At 44.8% G+C, this 15566-nt stretch carries 12 protein-coding genes; 8 read left to right on the forward strand and 4 right to left on the reverse strand.

Translation table 11 applies throughout. The annotated features are described in order from the left end of the window. Positions 1-105 precede the first annotated feature (105 nt). The 3 genes from MMA19_RS20045 to fabB all read right to left on the reverse strand — a co-directional run bounded on the left by MMA19_RS20045 (position 106) and on the right by fabB (position 3692). The gene (locus tag MMA19_RS20045; protein ID WP_240207050.1) at positions 106-1119 is read right to left on the reverse strand and encodes an aspartate-semialdehyde dehydrogenase; all 1014 of its coding nucleotides are present in this window, start codon (positions 1117-1119) and stop codon (positions 106-108) included. After that, the gene (locus MMA19_RS20050; protein ID WP_062460407.1) at positions 1103-2248 is read right to left on the reverse strand and encodes a 4-phosphoerythronate dehydrogenase; all 1146 of its coding nucleotides are present in this window, start codon (positions 2246-2248) and stop codon (positions 1103-1105) included. Before MMA19_RS20050 ends, MMA19_RS20045 begins: the two co-directional genes overlap by 17 nt. A 232-nt stretch (positions 2249-2480) precedes the next feature. Continuing rightward, on the reverse strand, positions 2481-3692 hold the full coding sequence (gene fabB / locus MMA19_RS20055; protein ID WP_240207051.1) for a beta-ketoacyl-ACP synthase I: 1212 nt from the start codon (positions 3690-3692) through the stop codon (positions 2481-2483). Between the two features lie 175 nt (positions 3693-3867). On the opposite strand from fabB, the gene mnmC reads away from it, so the two are divergent. The 8 genes from mnmC (at position 3868) to MMA19_RS20095 (ending at position 14055) form a co-directional block, all read left to right on the forward strand. Then, complete coding sequence (gene mnmC, locus MMA19_RS20060) at positions 3868-5877, forward strand: bifunctional tRNA (5-methylaminomethyl-2-thiouridine)(34)-methyltransferase MnmD/FAD-dependent 5-carboxymethylaminomethyl-2-thiouridine(34) oxidoreductase MnmC (protein ID WP_240207052.1); 2010 nt, start codon at positions 3868-3870, stop codon at positions 5875-5877. A gap of 179 nt (positions 5878-6056) precedes the next feature. Continuing rightward, entirely contained in the window at positions 6057-7118 is a 1062-nt protein-coding gene (locus MMA19_RS20065; RefSeq protein ID WP_240207053.1) for an ABC transporter substrate-binding protein, read from the forward strand. A 7-nt stretch (positions 7119-7125) separates the two neighbouring features. Next, positions 7126-8952: a sensor domain-containing diguanylate cyclase gene (locus MMA19_RS20070; RefSeq protein WP_198557534.1), complete on the forward strand. Its 1827-nt coding sequence runs from the start codon at positions 7126-7128 to the stop codon at positions 8950-8952. Positions 8953-9075: 123 nt separating this feature from the next. After that, positions 9076-10149 carry a DUF4056 domain-containing protein gene (locus tag MMA19_RS20075; protein ID WP_240207054.1) on the forward strand — a complete coding sequence of 358 codons (1074 nt, stop codon included), beginning with the start codon at positions 9076-9078 and terminating at the stop codon, positions 10147-10149. 4 nt (positions 10150-10153) lie between these two features. After that, a complete protein-coding gene (locus MMA19_RS20080) occupies positions 10154-10531 on the forward strand; it encodes a diacylglycerol kinase (RefSeq protein WP_240207055.1) in 378 nt (125 codons plus the stop codon). A 471-nt stretch (positions 10532-11002) separates the two neighbouring features. Next, positions 11003-11905 (forward strand): LysR family transcriptional regulator, encoded by a 903-nt coding sequence (locus tag MMA19_RS20085; RefSeq protein WP_240207056.1) that lies wholly within the window; start codon positions 11003-11005, stop codon positions 11903-11905. Between the two features lie 172 nt (positions 11906-12077). Further along, the gene (gene dgcN / locus MMA19_RS20090; RefSeq protein WP_236110544.1) at positions 12078-13082 is read left to right on the forward strand and encodes an N-acetyltransferase DgcN; all 1005 of its coding nucleotides are present in this window, start codon (positions 12078-12080) and stop codon (positions 13080-13082) included. 7 nt (positions 13083-13089) lie between these two features. Next, positions 13090-14055 carry an enolase C-terminal domain-like protein gene (locus tag MMA19_RS20095; protein WP_240207057.1) on the forward strand — a complete coding sequence of 322 codons (966 nt, stop codon included), beginning with the start codon at positions 13090-13092 and terminating at the stop codon, positions 14053-14055. A gap of 59 nt (positions 14056-14114) precedes the next feature. Here the strand turns inward: MMA19_RS20095 and MMA19_RS20100 are convergent, their stop codons facing one another. Beyond that, positions 14115-15518, reverse strand: a complete 1404-nt coding sequence (locus tag MMA19_RS20100) for an MATE family efflux transporter (protein WP_240207058.1) — start codon at positions 15516-15518, stop codon at positions 14115-14117. Positions 15519-15566 lie beyond the last annotated feature (48 nt).

Consider the following 15566-nt stretch of genomic DNA (forward strand, 5'->3'; position numbering starts at 1 on the left):
AACATGATTCAAGCATGATATTCGTACCAATTTTGTCACACTATACAGAACAAAGGCCTCTAACAAGAGGCCTTTAATTATCAACTTAAATTGAACGTAACGAGTTTAGAAGTAATCACGAATTAACACTTCTGCGATTTGCACCGCATTCGTCGCAGCGCCTTTACGTACGTTGTCTGCCACTACCCATAGGTTGATACCACTGTGGTGACTGATGTCATTGCGAATACGACCAACCATAACGTGATCTTTGCCACCCGCATCACGAACTTGAGTCGGCATATCTTCACCATGGAATACTTCAATACCGTCCGTTTGTTCTAACAGTTGCGTTACTTCTTCCGCTGAAATTGGTGCACGAGTTTCTAAGTGTACCGCCTCAGCATGGCCGTAGAATACTGGAACTCGAACACACGTTGGGTTCACCATGATGCTCGCATCATTGAAAATCTTCTGAGTTTCCCACACCATTTTCATTTCTTCTTTGGTGTAGCCGTTGTCCATAAACTGGTCAATCTGTGGAATACAGTTAAATGCGATTTGCTGGCTAAATGCTTTATTTTCAACCGGTTTGCCATTTAGTAGCATTGCGGTTTGACCCGCTAGCTCATCAATACCTGTTTTACCCGCGCCAGACACTGACTGATACGTCGTGACATTAATACGGTCAATACCTACTGCGTCATGAATAGGCTTCAATGCAACCAACATTTGAATAGTTGAACAGTTTGGGTTAGCGATAATGTTACGGTTACGGAACTCAGCAATCACTTCTGGATTAACTTCCGGAACAACCAAAGGAACATCATACTCATAGCGGAAGTTTGAGGAGTTATCGATAACGACTACACCCTCATCAGCTGCAATTGGTGCCCACTTAGCTGATTGCTCACCACCAGCAGAGAACAGTGCGATGTGAACCTGAGACCAATCAAAGTTTTCTACATTCTCTACTCGAACGGTTTTACCATTAATGCGATAAGTTTTACCTTCACTACGCTCGCTAGCCAGCAAGTAAATGTCACCCATTGGAAATTCGCGTTCTTGAAGCACTTCCACCATAGTTTCACCTACAGCGCCGGTTGCTCCAAATACAGCAATATTAAATTGTTGGCTCATTGGTTACCTCGATTTGAAATCCTAGTTCTGCTAAAGGTGCTAAATTGCATGAATCGCTACCCTTAACAAGGATGGCGCCATATTCACGCCTATCCCAATAATTTTTGCGCATTTTATCAAAGCCGCCTTCATTGTGAATTTCACGGCGGAAAATTGCGTCGTCTTTGCGTACATCATAGATGATTTGAGTCATGCTATGCAGTGTCGCTTCATTCCACTCTCTATCTAATGTAATTTGTGGAATGGGTGCAATAGGTAATAAAGCATCTGGGTTAGCACGTTCAGATAGCTGCAAAAATTCACAATAGCTATTGAAGATCATCGTGGTACCGCGAGCTTTGCCCTCTAAACCATAGCCTGCAATATGAGGGGTCGCGAACGTTAACAGAGGAAGCAGGTCGAAATCAACTACTGGTTCAAACTCAAACACGTCAAGAACAGCAGTAAACCCATCGTTCTTAAGCAGTCGCTGCTTTAGAGCAGCATTATCCACCACAGGACCTCGTGCTGCATTTATTAAGATTTGGTCAGATCTAAAATTGTTTAAACGCGCTTCATCGATTAAATGGTGAGTGGGAAATTCACCATCTCGTGTGATTGGCGTGTGCATAGTGATGACATCAGATTGCTCTAATAGTACATCTAGGTCGGTAAATTCACGGCTGTCGCCTTGTTGCTGCTTAAGAGGGTCGTTGAGCAGAACCTTAATACCAATACCTTGTAAACATTTTTGGAGATAGCTTCCGACTTGACCACAGCCAACAATGCCCACTGTTTTATCAAAAATAGAGAAGCCTTGTTGCTGAGCAATAACCATCAAGCTACTGATCACGTATTCCGCAACGCCAACCTTATTGCAACCTGGCGCAGCAGTGAAAAAGATACCACGCTGTTGCAACAATGCTTGATTAACATGATCCATGCCTGCTGTTGCTGTACCGACAAATTTCAATTTGTTCGCTTTTTCTAACAACGATTCATTCACTTTTGTGATCGAACGTATCATCAGCGCATCAACGTCAATAAGGTCGTCAGCAGTTAGCTCACGTCCTGGTTTCGCTATCACTTCACCTAGCTGCTCGAACAATTCGACAGCATAAGGCATTGCTTCATCAACAATAATCTTCATTGTTTTATCCAAAGGGTGTTGTCCTTACCTAGGCGTGAATTGTGCAAGATCTTCACCACAGTGTCGAGAGAACTCTTTTCAAATTCCCTAGATAGAAAAATGCCCAGCCAATAATGGCTGGGCAATATCCAGAACAAAAGGATTTTAACCCGCTCTCCAGGAGTTAAAACTTGCGTCTGCGACCAATTTTCACTGGTCAGCTCTGGAAATCATAATAACTGATTATCCAGTCTTAGCCTTGATACTTTTTCAATACTAGCGTTGCGTTAGTACCGCCAAAGCCAAAGCTGTTTGACATCACTGTATTCAGTTCTTGTTCACGAGTTTCAGTAACAATATCTAGGCCTTGGGCTGCTTCATCCAGTTCTTCAATGTTGATGCTTGGTGCAATAAAGCTGTGATGTAGCATTAGCGCAGAATAAATTGCTTCATGAACACCAGCTGCTCCCAATGCGTGACCTGTCATTGCTTTTGTCGCTGAGATTGCAGGGCTATTGCCGCCGAATACTTCTTGAATAGCGCCCAGTTCTTTTACGTCGCCAACAGGAGTTGATGTTCCGTGAGTGTTTACATAATCAATCACTTCTACATCTTGCATCGCCATCTTCATACAACGAACCGCACCTTCGCCAGATGGTGCTACCATGTCGTAGCCATCAGAAGTTGCACCGTAACCTACGATTTCACCGTAGATAGTCGCGCCACGAGCTAGAGCATGCTCGAGCTCCTCGACAACAACCATACCGCCACCACCAGAGATAACAAAACCGTCACGGTTTGCATCGTAAGTGCGAGAGGCTTTTTCTGGTGTTTCGTTATATTTAGTAGATAGTGCGCCCATAGCATCAAACATCATAGTTTGAGTCCAATCAAGCTCTTCACCACCACCAGCAAATACGATGTCCTGTTTACCAAGTTGAATCAGTTCCATCGCATGGCCGATACAGTGTGCCGACGTCGCACATGCAGAACTCATCGTGTAGTTCACACCACGGATTTTAAATGGAGTCGCCAAACATGCAGAAACAGTTGAAGACATAGTGCGAGGTACCATGTAAGGACCAACACGCTTCACGCCTTTCTCGCGAATAGTGTCTACCGCTAGTGTTTGGTTTAGTGCTGACGCACCACCAGAGCCAGCAACAATACCCGTGCGGTCATTTGATACTTGGTCTTCTGTTAGACCTGCATCAGCAATTGCCTGTTCCATAGACAGATAAGCGTACGCCGCAGCATCACCCATAAAGCGCATTTTTTTACGATCAATGTGCTCAGCTGGGTTGATTTTCAGGTCGCCCCACACTTGAGAACGAAGGCCCATCTCTTTGAACTGCTCAGAGGCGTTAATACCAGAACGGCCTGCTTTTAGAGACGCTAAAACTTCTTCTACGTTGTTACCGATGCTCGAAACAATACCCATACCGGTAATTACGACTCGTTTCATGTGACTTTCCTATAAATTCAAAAACTGCTAAATGATAACGAAGATACAGGATATAAGTGGTCAGCTTTCCCATAAATTCGTACAATCCGCACCAATAAATGCTATCGATGCCCTAATAACTGTAGTTGTGATAACTTTCTAGTAACGGGTATAACACAAGTTAAGTGTCAATATTATGACTTCCATCACTCACGCTCAACTCGACTGGAATGAGTCGGGTACTCCAGTTTCAGACCAATTTGACGATGTTTACTTCTCTAATGTCAATGGGTTAGAAGAAACACGTTACGTTTTTTTGAAACAAAATCGCCTTCCGGAGCGTTGGCAGGATTTCGAACAACGACGTTTTATCATTGCTGAAACCGGATTTGGTACCGGCCTCAATTTCCTTGCAGTATGGCAATGGTTCGAACAGTTCCGAATGAGCAATCCGGATTCGACACTTCAAGAACTGCATTTTATTAGCTTTGAGAAATACCCTCTCTCAAAAACCGATCTAGAAAAAGCGCATCAAGCATGGCCGGAGTTAGCTCCTTATGCCGAACAGTTGCAAGCACATTACCCTATGGCTGTACCGGAATGTCATCGCATTGTCTTAGCGGATGGCGCGATAACGCTAGATCTCTGGTTTGGCGATATAAAAGACTGCATGCCGCTAGTACCCACACCAAACGAAGGTATAGTAGATTGTTGGTTCTTAGATGGTTTTGCACCAAGTAAGAACCCAGAGATGTGGAATCAAGAGTTGTTTAACGGCATGGTTAAACTCGGTAAACAAGATTGTACTTGTGCAACGTTCACTGCAGCAGGTTTTGTCCGAAGAGGTCTAATCGAAGCGGGTTTTGATATGCGTAAAGCCAAAGGTTTTGGCACAAAGCGTGACATGATTGTCGGTCAAATCGCACAAAAAACGCCATTCACAAACTATCACTCACTGTATTATCGACCACATCTAAATACACCAGTACAAGTAGCCATCATTGGTGGCGGCATTGCCAGTGCTTGCCTGACAAAAGCGTTAGCAAATCGAGGAATTCACAGTCAACTATTTTGCAAAGACAGTGAACCTGCTCAAGGTGCATCCGGAAACAGGCAAGGTGCGGTTTACCCACTTCTTAACGGTGAGCACAAAGGCGTATCCAGAGTGTTTGCTCCAGCATTTATTTATGCCCGCCAGTTTGCGGAGCAAGCAGCAACCACAATCCCTTACGACCACGATTGGTGCGGTGTCACGCAACTTATGTGGGACGAGAAATCTACTACTAAGCTCGAACGTATGTTGTCAGGAGGCTTTCCGACAGCGCTTATCCATAAGTTGGATGCAGAACAAACCTCAGAGACCATCGGCCTCCCTTCGCCGCATGCGAGCATTCACTACCCTCTCGGAGGTTGGTTATGTCCATTCCAGCTCACTCAAGGTCTAATCCAAAGTAGTGTAAACGATGGAAAAAGTAGTGCTTACTTTAATTTAGAAGTAGCTGAGCTAAAACAAGCGCAGGACGGAAAGTGGCAAGTCATCCTCGTTGACGGCACTATCCATCAAACTCACTTCGACACAGTTATCGTTGCTAATGGCCATAAATTCAGTGCTATAAAACAAACAGAGAAACTGCATCTTACGGCGGTAAAAGGACAAGTCAGCCATATTCAGACGACAGATAAGCTCAAATCGCTAAAGTCGGTGCTATGTTATGACGGTTACATGACGCCAAACAATCCACAAACAGGCACCCATTGCATCGGCGCAAGCTACGATCGAAAACACATCGATAACCAATTTGATCAACAAGCTCAGTTCGAAAATGCAGAAAAACTCAGACACTGTATTCAAGACGTCGAATGGGTAAATGAGGTAGACACCTCAGATAACCAGTCACGACAGGGGATTCGCACCGTAAGTCGAGATCACTTACCCTTCGTTGGTCAAGTGTGTGATTTTGATAAGCTAGATGCCTCCTATTCGGAGGACGACAACACGTTAAGTGAACTTCCGAATTATGGCGGCTTATATTGTATGCTCGGTTTAGGCTCTAGAGGACTGAGTTCTGCGCCACTTTTGGCTGAGCTATTAGCCTCTGAGATTTGCGGTGATCCTCTTCCGCTACCCGTGGATGTTTTATCACAACTGCATCCCGCCAGGGCTTGGGCAAAACGAATCATAAAATCAAAACCTTTATCCCTATAAGCAAACCCACATCAGCCACGCCCTACCTCGTGGCTGATGTCTTTCATTTCTGCTATCTCAAAACCAAAAAAGCGTTCAAGAAATGAGAAACCCGAATAATCTGCAACAAATTCAAACCAATCCATTCGACTTAACGTGATCTAAATCCCATAATTTTCTCTAACACAGGGAGTGTTAGTATGATTTGGAGATCCATTTGGTTGATATGCTGCTTGCTTATCATTCATAGTCCGTTCGCGTTGAGAGCGAACCAGAACATGACGACAAGAGTTCTATTCGTGAACCCAGGCTTTGCCGATGAGAGCTTCTGGGGAGACGTTGACGGCTACGCTCAAGCAGCGGCATCCTCGCTAGGCTTAACCTTGGAGATACTTCACGGCAACAGAGACCACATTCTGACACAACAGTTGCTTGCAGAACGGATGCAAGTTTTACCCAAGCCCGACTATGTCGTTCTCGTTAACGAAAAAAGCAACGGCCTTGCATTATTGAACATGCTATCTGAATCAAATTGCTTTGTTTCCTTCGTACTTAACGACCTCTCCCCTTCAAACAAACAAACGCTGCGAACCGATCCAATATGGAATACGCGACTTATGCCTGGCGTATTTCCCAATAACTTTAATATCGGATATCTCACTGCCAAAGAACTGTATCAAAAAGGAAAAGATAAACAAGGCGCCTTCTTAATCCTGTCAGGAGATAAAAACACTCCAGCCTCAAACAATCGCGAAGCAGGTGCTATGGCGTTTGTGATGCAGCAAGAACACACTACGGTTGCGCAGCGAGTTTACGGAGACTGGCGAGAGGATCTGGCTTATGAACAAACCAAAGTCCTGCTTAAACGCCATTCAAAAGTCCGTTACATCTGGACCGCCAACGATCACATGGCATTTGGTGCTCAAAAAGCAATTAGCGAAGCGGGACGCAGTATCGGCAACGACATCTTTATTAGCACGATCAACACCTCACAGTCGGTATTATCGGAACTGAAAGACGGACACATTACTTCTTTGGGCGGTGGACACTTCACAGCAGTCGGCTTGCAAATGGTTAAGATTCATCATCACCAGAAAGACCAGCGTTGGCCACAAAGAACCAAATTCAATCTATTTCAAATCATTCGTTACCCCTCTGAGCTTTTCTCTACGCTTGAGGACAAAGCATGGAGCAACATAGACTTCGAAAATATCGACATTTTTGCCAACCCAATCGACCCTTTTGTTGTCAAAAGTGAGTGAACGATAGATGCAGCGCTTCAATGCTATGTCCATCCGCAACAAAATTATCACTATTTTGATTATCGTCACTGGTACGTTGACACTCTTCAACATCGCTATTCAAGCCTACATTGATTATCGACAAGAAATACACAAAGTGAACAAACATGCTCGAGCGCATGTACATTCGCTCACCTATCCAATTGCAGAATCATTGTGGGATCTAGACCTTTCTCAACTTCAGCAACTTATGCTGAGCATTAGTGAAGATGATTACATTCGTAATATTCGATTAACTGGTGTCGATGGCACCTATTTAGACGCCAATTTATCACCAAACATCAAAACCAGCCCCTCGATATTGGAACTGCGATATAACGGCCGCTACCTAGGCAACATCTCCTACATGATTGACGACAGCATTATCCAAGAAGAGGTGATATCTAAGCTTGCATTGGGGTTGCTACTTAATATTATCGAAGCTGTTATTATTCTTGTCGTTATTCTCTTTATTGTTCGTAAGCTGATCACGACGCCACTCTTAGAACTCTATCGTCTTTCGAAAGATATTAGTCCAAGAACTTCAAGCAAAGTTAAACTGCCCCACAGCTTAACTGAGCGTAAAGATGAGTTAACTTACGTTGCTCACGCCTTGCAAAACCTAAACAACACTTCTCGAAATGCGATTGCGGCACAGAAAAAAACTGAACGCCAGCTATTGCAGCATCAGAGTCAACTTAAACATTCTATTGAACAGCAAACGGAAGCGTACAAAACGCAAAGTAAGTTACATCGCATTTTGGCAGATATGTCATTAAACATTCTCACATGTAACGAAGATAATGTTACCGAAGTGATGTATAGCGCGTTTGAACCGATAGGACGAGTTTTAGAAATTGATCGTATTAGCATACTCTCAATCCAAGAACAGATGGCCACGTTCAGCTACTCATGGCGGGCTGATGGTTCAAAAAATCCTTTAGGTGAAGGTTTTAATATCGAAGCCATGACATTACTGCAAAGGCGTTTACTGTCTCTCGACCCCATCATTATTGATGACATCGAATCGATTAAAGACAGTGCACAAACTGAATACGCACTACTCAGAGCCCAGAATGTCAGCTCTATTGCTCTATTTCCTCTTATTGATGGTCAGTCTGTCTTCGGCATATTGAGTGCGTCTAACTTGCATCATCACCAGCAATGGACAGAAACACAGAAAACCATTTTAAGTCGATTATCAACCACCGTTAGTGAACTGCATATTCGCTTGAAAAATCATAACGAGATGACTGCCTTACAAGATGAGCTTATCGAAACAAATCGCAGGTTACATATCGCTGCCGAAACAGATGAACTAACTGGCCTACCCAACCGCCGTCCCTTTATGTCTGAGCTCGCCCACAACACCGAAAGCCTCTTTGTTAGTACCATTACGACTATGATGATAGATGTCGACCACTTTAAGCAATACAACGACACCTATGGTCATGTCCAAGGAGACTTTGCCCTTCGTTATGTGGCGCAAGCACTCAAGCAGGTGTTGTCGCCCTGTGGTCATATGGTGGCAAGAATTGGGGGAGAAGAGTTTTGTGCACTTCTCGTCAATACCTCACAAGAAGAGAGTGTCGTGCTGGCACAGCAAATGCGACAAGAAGTAGAGAAACTCAACATCACGCATTCCGGTAATGACCCTTATGACATTGTGACCATTTCCATTGGTGTCGCGTTTCAGCACTTAGGTGACCATCCAATTACTCCACAAAACATGCTTGAAAATGCGGATGAAGCCCTCTACGCCGCCAAAAAGCGAGGCAGAAACCACGTAGAAATCGCAGCTGGCACGAAATGGTAAACCTCATCAATTCATTGATTTATTATCGTCACCATAAATTCTTGCATTTTTTTGACAAAGCAAGGCTGTGTAAACTGCACACTTTGCCGTTTTTTTGTTCCACATACTGATTTTTGGTTGATTATGAGAAGAATATTATTACTACTTAGTTTAGCTTTTACGTTTGTTCAGCCTAGTTTTGCGGACGTAAACACTGTACCAGTAGGGATAAGACCATGCTGCGCCTTTGGAACAGGCCTAAAAGCAGAGCTAGGAAGCGTTCCCGTCCCTTTCTACTCCATTAAAAACGTACTTAATGTCGAAGACGTTGATGCTCATGTGTTTAATGATGGTTCTTCGAGTGTCATAGGCAGTCTTATCGGCACGTCAGACGAAGTTAACGGTCTGATATTCTCAAATAAAGGTGGCTTCATCGATACCGCGCATGTGAGAGATACTGCAGACTTCACCTTATACCTATATCACAGCATCAAAAATCGCGACAGTGACGAATTTGAATTGGCTCTGACGCCAGAACTTCGTGCTCGAAGAATCGTGTTCAATAATTTAGACCAGCTTGACTCAGCTAACAACGAACAGGCAAAGCTCGCAGGTTTACTGGCGTTTCGCCTTGCACAGTGGCATGAAATTGCTCAATGGTATGGGTTAGTGTCTGTCGGCGGGTTTAAAGAGTATCCTTCCGCCTTCTCTCCAGAAGATTTGTACTCAAATATGCTAGGTGCGCTAATCGCGATGGAGATCATTAAGATCAACCCTGACATCACTCAAGATGCCTTTGTAGTGTTATTTCCACAATACTTCAGAAAACACCTAAAGATGTTAGATGCCCAAGACGAAGACACCACCATCGCACAGCTTAAAAAGCTGGATGGTATCTGGTGGGATAGTAGCAAACGCTTACCAAATAAATGGGTAGTTAAGACTCGCGATTACCACTACAGCCTAGATTTGGTCCCAAATGGAGTCACTAAAGGTACACCACTTTCCTTGTCATCATTGAACGAGCTTGAACAGTTTGGTCAATTACAGCTCGTTGCTGCTGACAAGGTCGCTTCGTTTGATATACTGCCGTCCGCATTAAATGAGAAAGAGATCTGGACTCATGAAGAGTTCCAAATGATCGCCAATATTTCTAAATCGGTCGATGATCAAGATGCGAACAATCGCAACGATGCCCTAATAATGAAGTTGAATTAACACTATGAGTGAAATACAAAAAAACACCGGAATTAAACGTATTATCTATGCCGCCCGATATTCTTGGTCGGGGCTACTAGCAGCATGGAAGAACGAGGCAGCCTTTCGTCAAGAAGTGGTCGCACTGATTGCCGCTGTTATTATTGCTTTGCTCATCGATGTTTCTCTTTTTCAGAAAGTGGCTCTGGTCGGTAGTGTTGTATTTGTCATGATAGTCGAACTGATGAACTCAGCGGTTGAAGCCGTTGTTGATCGAATCGGTTTAGAACGTCATGAGCTTTCAGGCCGCGCAAAAGACCTCGGCTCTGCCGCTGTGTTTCTGGCAATTGGTTTAGCACTTATGATCTGGGCATCCATATTTTGGTCGCATTTCATCGGCTAATTCCGCCACAGCCGTCTAACTTCTAATTTCAACTCAAGGCTTGAACCTAACCTAGGTTCGAGCCTTTGTTTTATCTAGTCCTCATGTTTTGAGCCGCCTTTTGGCACCTCTGATATTGAATTGAACTTCAACAAATTCTTTGCGAAACAACTTATTACCCGATGAGCGAAACCTTGTTTCCCCGAGGTTGCCGAGGCAGCAGCGCAAGTTGCTCGCTTTAGCACACACTATGAGGTTCAGCCGAAACAAACTCTGTGTATTGGTGGAAAACTAAAAGCCGCCGACAGTGTGTCTGATCACGACCATTTCCACGGAGATTTTGACCAAAACAGGCAATAAGCCAACTTAGGCTTAATAAATAAGGGTTTCATCAGTTTTCTGATAGAGTCCTTATCGCGTCAAAATCGGTCATTCTCTTCAGGCGCAAGATCCATTACAGTTACAGCGAGCCAGTATGGGAATGGAGTCTTTGTGAACTTACGTCAACTAGAAGTGTTTTATGCGATTATGCAAACGGGAACCGTCTCTGGCGCGGCGAAAAACCTCCATGTATCGCAACCTAATGTGACCCGTGTACTCGCTCATACGGAGCTACAGCTTGGCTTTTCTCTGTTCGAGCGCGTCAAAGGTCGCCTGGTTCCCACTCAAGAAGCCAGAACCCTGTTACCAGAAGTAGAGAAAATCTATCTACAACTCGGCCAATTTAAAACCCTCACCAACAAGGTTAAAAAAGGGCATCAACATATTCGAATAGGTGCGCCACCAGTATTAGCTACAAAATTCCTGACACCGGTGATTGCACAGTTTCATCAAGCACATCAATGCTCAATAGAACTGGTCACCGGTAATCGCAGTGAACTGTGCGACGCATTACTCGACAATGCGCTCGATATTGCTGTGGCGTTTGGTGAAGACACTCCTGCCGGTATTTCTCACCAACTTCTGGCCAAGAAATCAATGCAAGTTCTAGTACCAACCTCTGGTTTCACTCGATTTAGCGAAGGCGAGAATAACCCCCCTGTAGTGACGTTAGAAGCTCTGTTGGACGATGAATTAAATATCATCGCCCTAGACAGGCGCGATCCTTTAGGGCAGAAACTCACGCTCGCCCTTGAGCAAATACAGCCTGATTTTGTTCCGTCCCTTACAGTTAGGAATTACAGTTCAGGTGCAGAACTGGCCGCTCTTGGAGCTGGTATTGCGATTGTTGACCCTTGGACTGCCAACCAATATGCGGCAAGTGAGAACTTACATAGCCTCCAGCTATCCGACGTTATTGACTGTTCCGTCTCACTACTTACCAGCGACTTACATCCTTTTTCGATTGCGACGAGATCTTTTCTTTCGATGTTGAAGAATCACGCAAGCGCTTAGTTACAACATATAGCCAACGTATAACCTAATGTTATAGGCGACCAACAAACGAGCATTCGCTATTAGAGTGTTCCCTCCCTATCTTAGATAGCATTAGCCTCGCTGCTAGGAATTTACCTAGCTGTAAAGCGGGCTACTTGTGATTCTCGCTACTTGTGAATAAAGGGACACTATGAACATTTCTCAGCCTTACTTGCTTTTCCTCGGTGACGTCACTGATCCTCTCTCAGCAAAAACCGCGCGCGGTATTGTCAAATGGCGCCCAGATGCCTGTTTAGGGCAACTCAGGCTAACCGAGGATACAGTCTCTTTAGGGCTTACTGAATTAACACTTGAGCAGGCTAAAAAACAAGGCGTAAAAACGCTGGTCATAGGCACCGCCAATGCGGGCGGCTTTATTCCTAGAAACTGGGTAGAGACACTCATTGCTGCAGCAAAGCTAGGGTTAGATATTGCATCGGGAATGCATCAAAGACTGACAGACATACCAGAGTTAGCCCAAATGGCAGATCAAGGCTTAATCCAGTTGTTTGATGTTAGACACTATGACGAACGCCTTGCAGTAGGTAATGGTAAAAAGCGCTCGGGGAAACGACTACTCACAGTTGGAACAGATTGCTCAGTGGGGAAGATGTTCAGTGCCCTTGCCATCGAACAAGCACTCAAGCAGCTCAATGTTGATGCTAGATTCAAAGCAACGGGGCAAACCGGCATATTAATCGACGGTCAAGGTATTTCAGTGGATGCGGTCGTAGCAGACTTCATTTCTGGTGCCGTAGAAGCCTTAAGTCCTGAGTTTAACGATCATGATTGGGATATCATTGAAGGACAAGGCTCTCTTTTCAACCCATCCTTTGCTGGCGTAAGCTTGGGACTATTGCACGGAGCTCAGCCAGATGCGCTTGTTCTTTGTCACGAAGTTGGACGTCAGCATATTCGCCACCTCCCCCACGCGCAATTGCCCACGATTGAGCAAACAATTAACGCTAACCTTTTGGCAGCACGTGTGACTAACCCCAAAGTCCAATTTGCAGGTATCTGTTTAAATACTTCCATATTGGATGAGTCTGATGCCAAAGAACTCTGTCAACAATGGAGTGAACAGTTTGACCTTCCCGTAACGGACCCTGTTCGTTTTGGGGTAGACTCAATCGCTAACAAGCTAAAAACGTTGTGAGAATCTTATGAAGATTGAAGCGCACCATCACTCAATTAAACTCGCGAAGCCCTTCACTATATCCAGAGGCACACGTACTCACTGTGAAGTAGTTCGTGTGTCCATCGAATACCAAGGACAACTTGGACAAGGGGAGTGTACGCCTTATCCGAGATATGGTGAGTCGGTGGAATCAGTCATGGCACAAATCAATGAGTTTAGTGCCGACCTAGTGACCCAAGACCCCTTTGAAGCGCGACTCGCCTTGCAAAACTATCCGGCTGGCGCTGCTCGAAATGCTATTGATTGCGCGTTATGGTCGCTTGAAAGTCAGCTCTCTGATAGCCAGTTCCCATCACCCTATTTTGCGATTGCACCCAGTATCGAAACTGCGATGACGGTGTCTGTTGCTGACCTCAACACCATGACAAGCCAAGCAAAGCAGTATATTGATGAAGGTGCAACGCTGCTGAAGGTCAAACTCGATAACGAGGATATCGTTGAGAAAATAGCCGCTATTCGAGCATTATCGTCTGAAGTGAAGATCGTCATTGACGCTAATGAAGCGTGGGCGTCACTTGATCTTGAGTCCTTGTTCGATCAATTAGCACCGCTAGACATCACCATGATTGAGCAACCCGTTCCTAGTAGCCAAGATGACTTACTCAAGGGTATTCCCCACCCTATCCCACTGTGCGCTGATGAGAGTTGCCATACCAGAGCCGAGCTAGATGAACTCGTCGATTGTTATGAGATGATTAACATTAAGCTTGATAAAACTGGCGGATTAACAGAAGCCTTAGCATTAGAGGGAAGAGCTCGTGAACTGGGACTTAAAATCATGAGCGGTTGTATGCTGGGAACGTCAATGGCAATGAAAGCAGCATTGCCTATAGCTACTAAAGCAGAAGTGGTGGATCTTGATGGTCCAGTGCTACTCGGCAGTGATGTCGAGAATGGCCTTGGCTATAAAAACGGACGATTACTGCTCTAGGAGCTAACGAATAATCAAAAAGCGCGTGACCCTTTCTCAGGTATCACGCGCTTTTACTATTAGCGAGTAGTCATTCCATCAGAAGCTCTATCAGAAGTAATAGGCGGACGCTTTTTAATTACGTGACGTAAACGCAGCAACATCAATATCGCAGCCACAGTCAGTCCCGTAAGAATGCCGATCCAAAAACCTTTTTCACCCATAGCTGGCACAATATGATCTGTCAGCCCTAGCACTATGCCAAGCGGCAATGCCAATCCCCAATAAGAAGCAATCGCCAACAACATCGGCACTTTTGTGTCTTTATACCCACGGAGCGCACCGTTCGAAGAGGTTTGCAGCGCATCACTAAACTGGTACATGGCTGTAAACACAAGTAGCGTTGCCGCTGTCGCACTCACTGCTGGGTCTGTAGTGTAAAGTCGAATAATCCAATCCGGGAACAACAAGAAAATTATCACCGATATTAACGACATCAATCCTGCAACCAAGATTCCGATTTTACTGCGTTCAATCGCGCCTATCTCGTCTTTAGCACCTAATGCGTGGCCCACACGAATAGTGATACCAAACGAAATGCTCATTGGAATCACGTAAGTCATGCTGGAGATATTCAAGGCGATCTGCGCAGCCGCAACATTTTCCGCTCCAATACGACCAATCAACAAGGCGATGACAGCAAAAATGCTGCCGCAAACCGCAATGTTCATACCGATCGGTAGACCTAACCTAAGCAAATGAATCATCTCTTTTGCTCTAGGTTTGATATCAGTAAACCGAATGATCGTTTTGTAGTGATGATGACCTTTAATGTAGGAATACAATAATCCTGACATTAACCAATACACCAAACTGGTTGCCCAACCACAACCTACCGCACCGAATTCAGGAAACCCAAACTTACCGTAAATTAAGATGTAGTTAACCGGAATGTTCACCAACAAGCCAATAACTGAAATGATCATTGGCGCTTTAGTGTTGTTCATCCCTTCGCAGAAACCATTTAAGGTATAGAACAAAGCAATACCCGGCACACCAAACGCCAAGGCAAACGCATAATCACTAGCAATAGGGATAATTTCTGATGCAACCCCTATCCACTCTAAGATAGGTTTCGCGCTGACCAAGTAAGCCACCAGCAGCGCGCTAGAAATCAATGCGAGCCAAACCATTTGAAAGAACTCGACAGAGATGCTCTCAAAGTCACGCGCACCACGGTGATATGCCACTACCGGAGTAAGCGCCATAATCACGCCGCGAAGCAGCAATAAAACTGGAATCCACAGACTAGCACCCAAGGCGATCGCCGCGAGATCGGCAGCACTCACTTGACCAGCCATTGTGGTATCCACAAAACCCATCGCTTGAGTGGCAAGCTGAGTCAGAATAATAGGTATCGACAGATGCATCAATGCACCCGATTCACGAGTAAAACGAGAAAAAGGACGAGTAGTCGTTTGCATGAAAGTTCTAAAACACCAATATAAATGCACCAGTGATGGCGGGATGGC

The sequence above is a fragment of the Vibrio sp. CyArs1 genome (assembly GCF_022432925.1).
Taxonomy (GTDB): Bacteria; Pseudomonadota; Gammaproteobacteria; order Enterobacterales; family Vibrionaceae; genus Vibrio; species Vibrio mediterranei.

Excerpts from the sequence above, each read along its gene's own strand:
- MMA19_RS20095 (WP_240207057.1), top strand. The coding sequence starts at position 13,090 with ATGAAGATTGAAGCGCACCATCACTCAATTAAACTCGCGAAGCCCTTC.
- MMA19_RS20065 (WP_240207053.1), top strand. The coding sequence starts at position 6,057 with ATGATTTGGAGATCCATTTGGTTGATATGCTGCTTGCTTATCATTCAT.
- dgcN (WP_236110544.1), top strand. The coding sequence starts at position 12,078 with ATGAACATTTCTCAGCCTTACTTGCTTTTCCTCGGTGACGTCACTGAT.
- MMA19_RS20050 (WP_062460407.1), bottom strand. The coding sequence starts at position 2,248 with ATGAAGATTATTGTTGATGAAGCAATGCCTTATGCTGTCGAATTGTTC.
- MMA19_RS20045 (WP_240207050.1), bottom strand. The coding sequence starts at position 1,119 with ATGAGCCAACAATTTAATATTGCTGTATTTGGAGCAACCGGCGCTGTA.
- MMA19_RS20100 (WP_240207058.1), bottom strand. The coding sequence starts at position 15,518 with ATGCAAACGACTACTCGTCCTTTTTCTCGTTTTACTCGTGAATCGGGT.
- mnmC (WP_240207052.1), top strand. The coding sequence starts at position 3,868 with ATGACTTCCATCACTCACGCTCAACTCGACTGGAATGAGTCGGGTACT.
- MMA19_RS20080 (WP_240207055.1), top strand. The coding sequence starts at position 10,154 with ATGAGTGAAATACAAAAAAACACCGGAATTAAACGTATTATCTATGCC.
- MMA19_RS20075 (WP_240207054.1), top strand. The coding sequence starts at position 9,076 with ATGAGAAGAATATTATTACTACTTAGTTTAGCTTTTACGTTTGTTCAG.
- MMA19_RS20070 (WP_198557534.1), top strand. The coding sequence starts at position 7,126 with ATGCAGCGCTTCAATGCTATGTCCATCCGCAACAAAATTATCACTATT.
- fabB (WP_240207051.1), bottom strand. The coding sequence starts at position 3,692 with ATGAAACGAGTCGTAATTACCGGTATGGGTATTGTTTCGAGCATCGGT.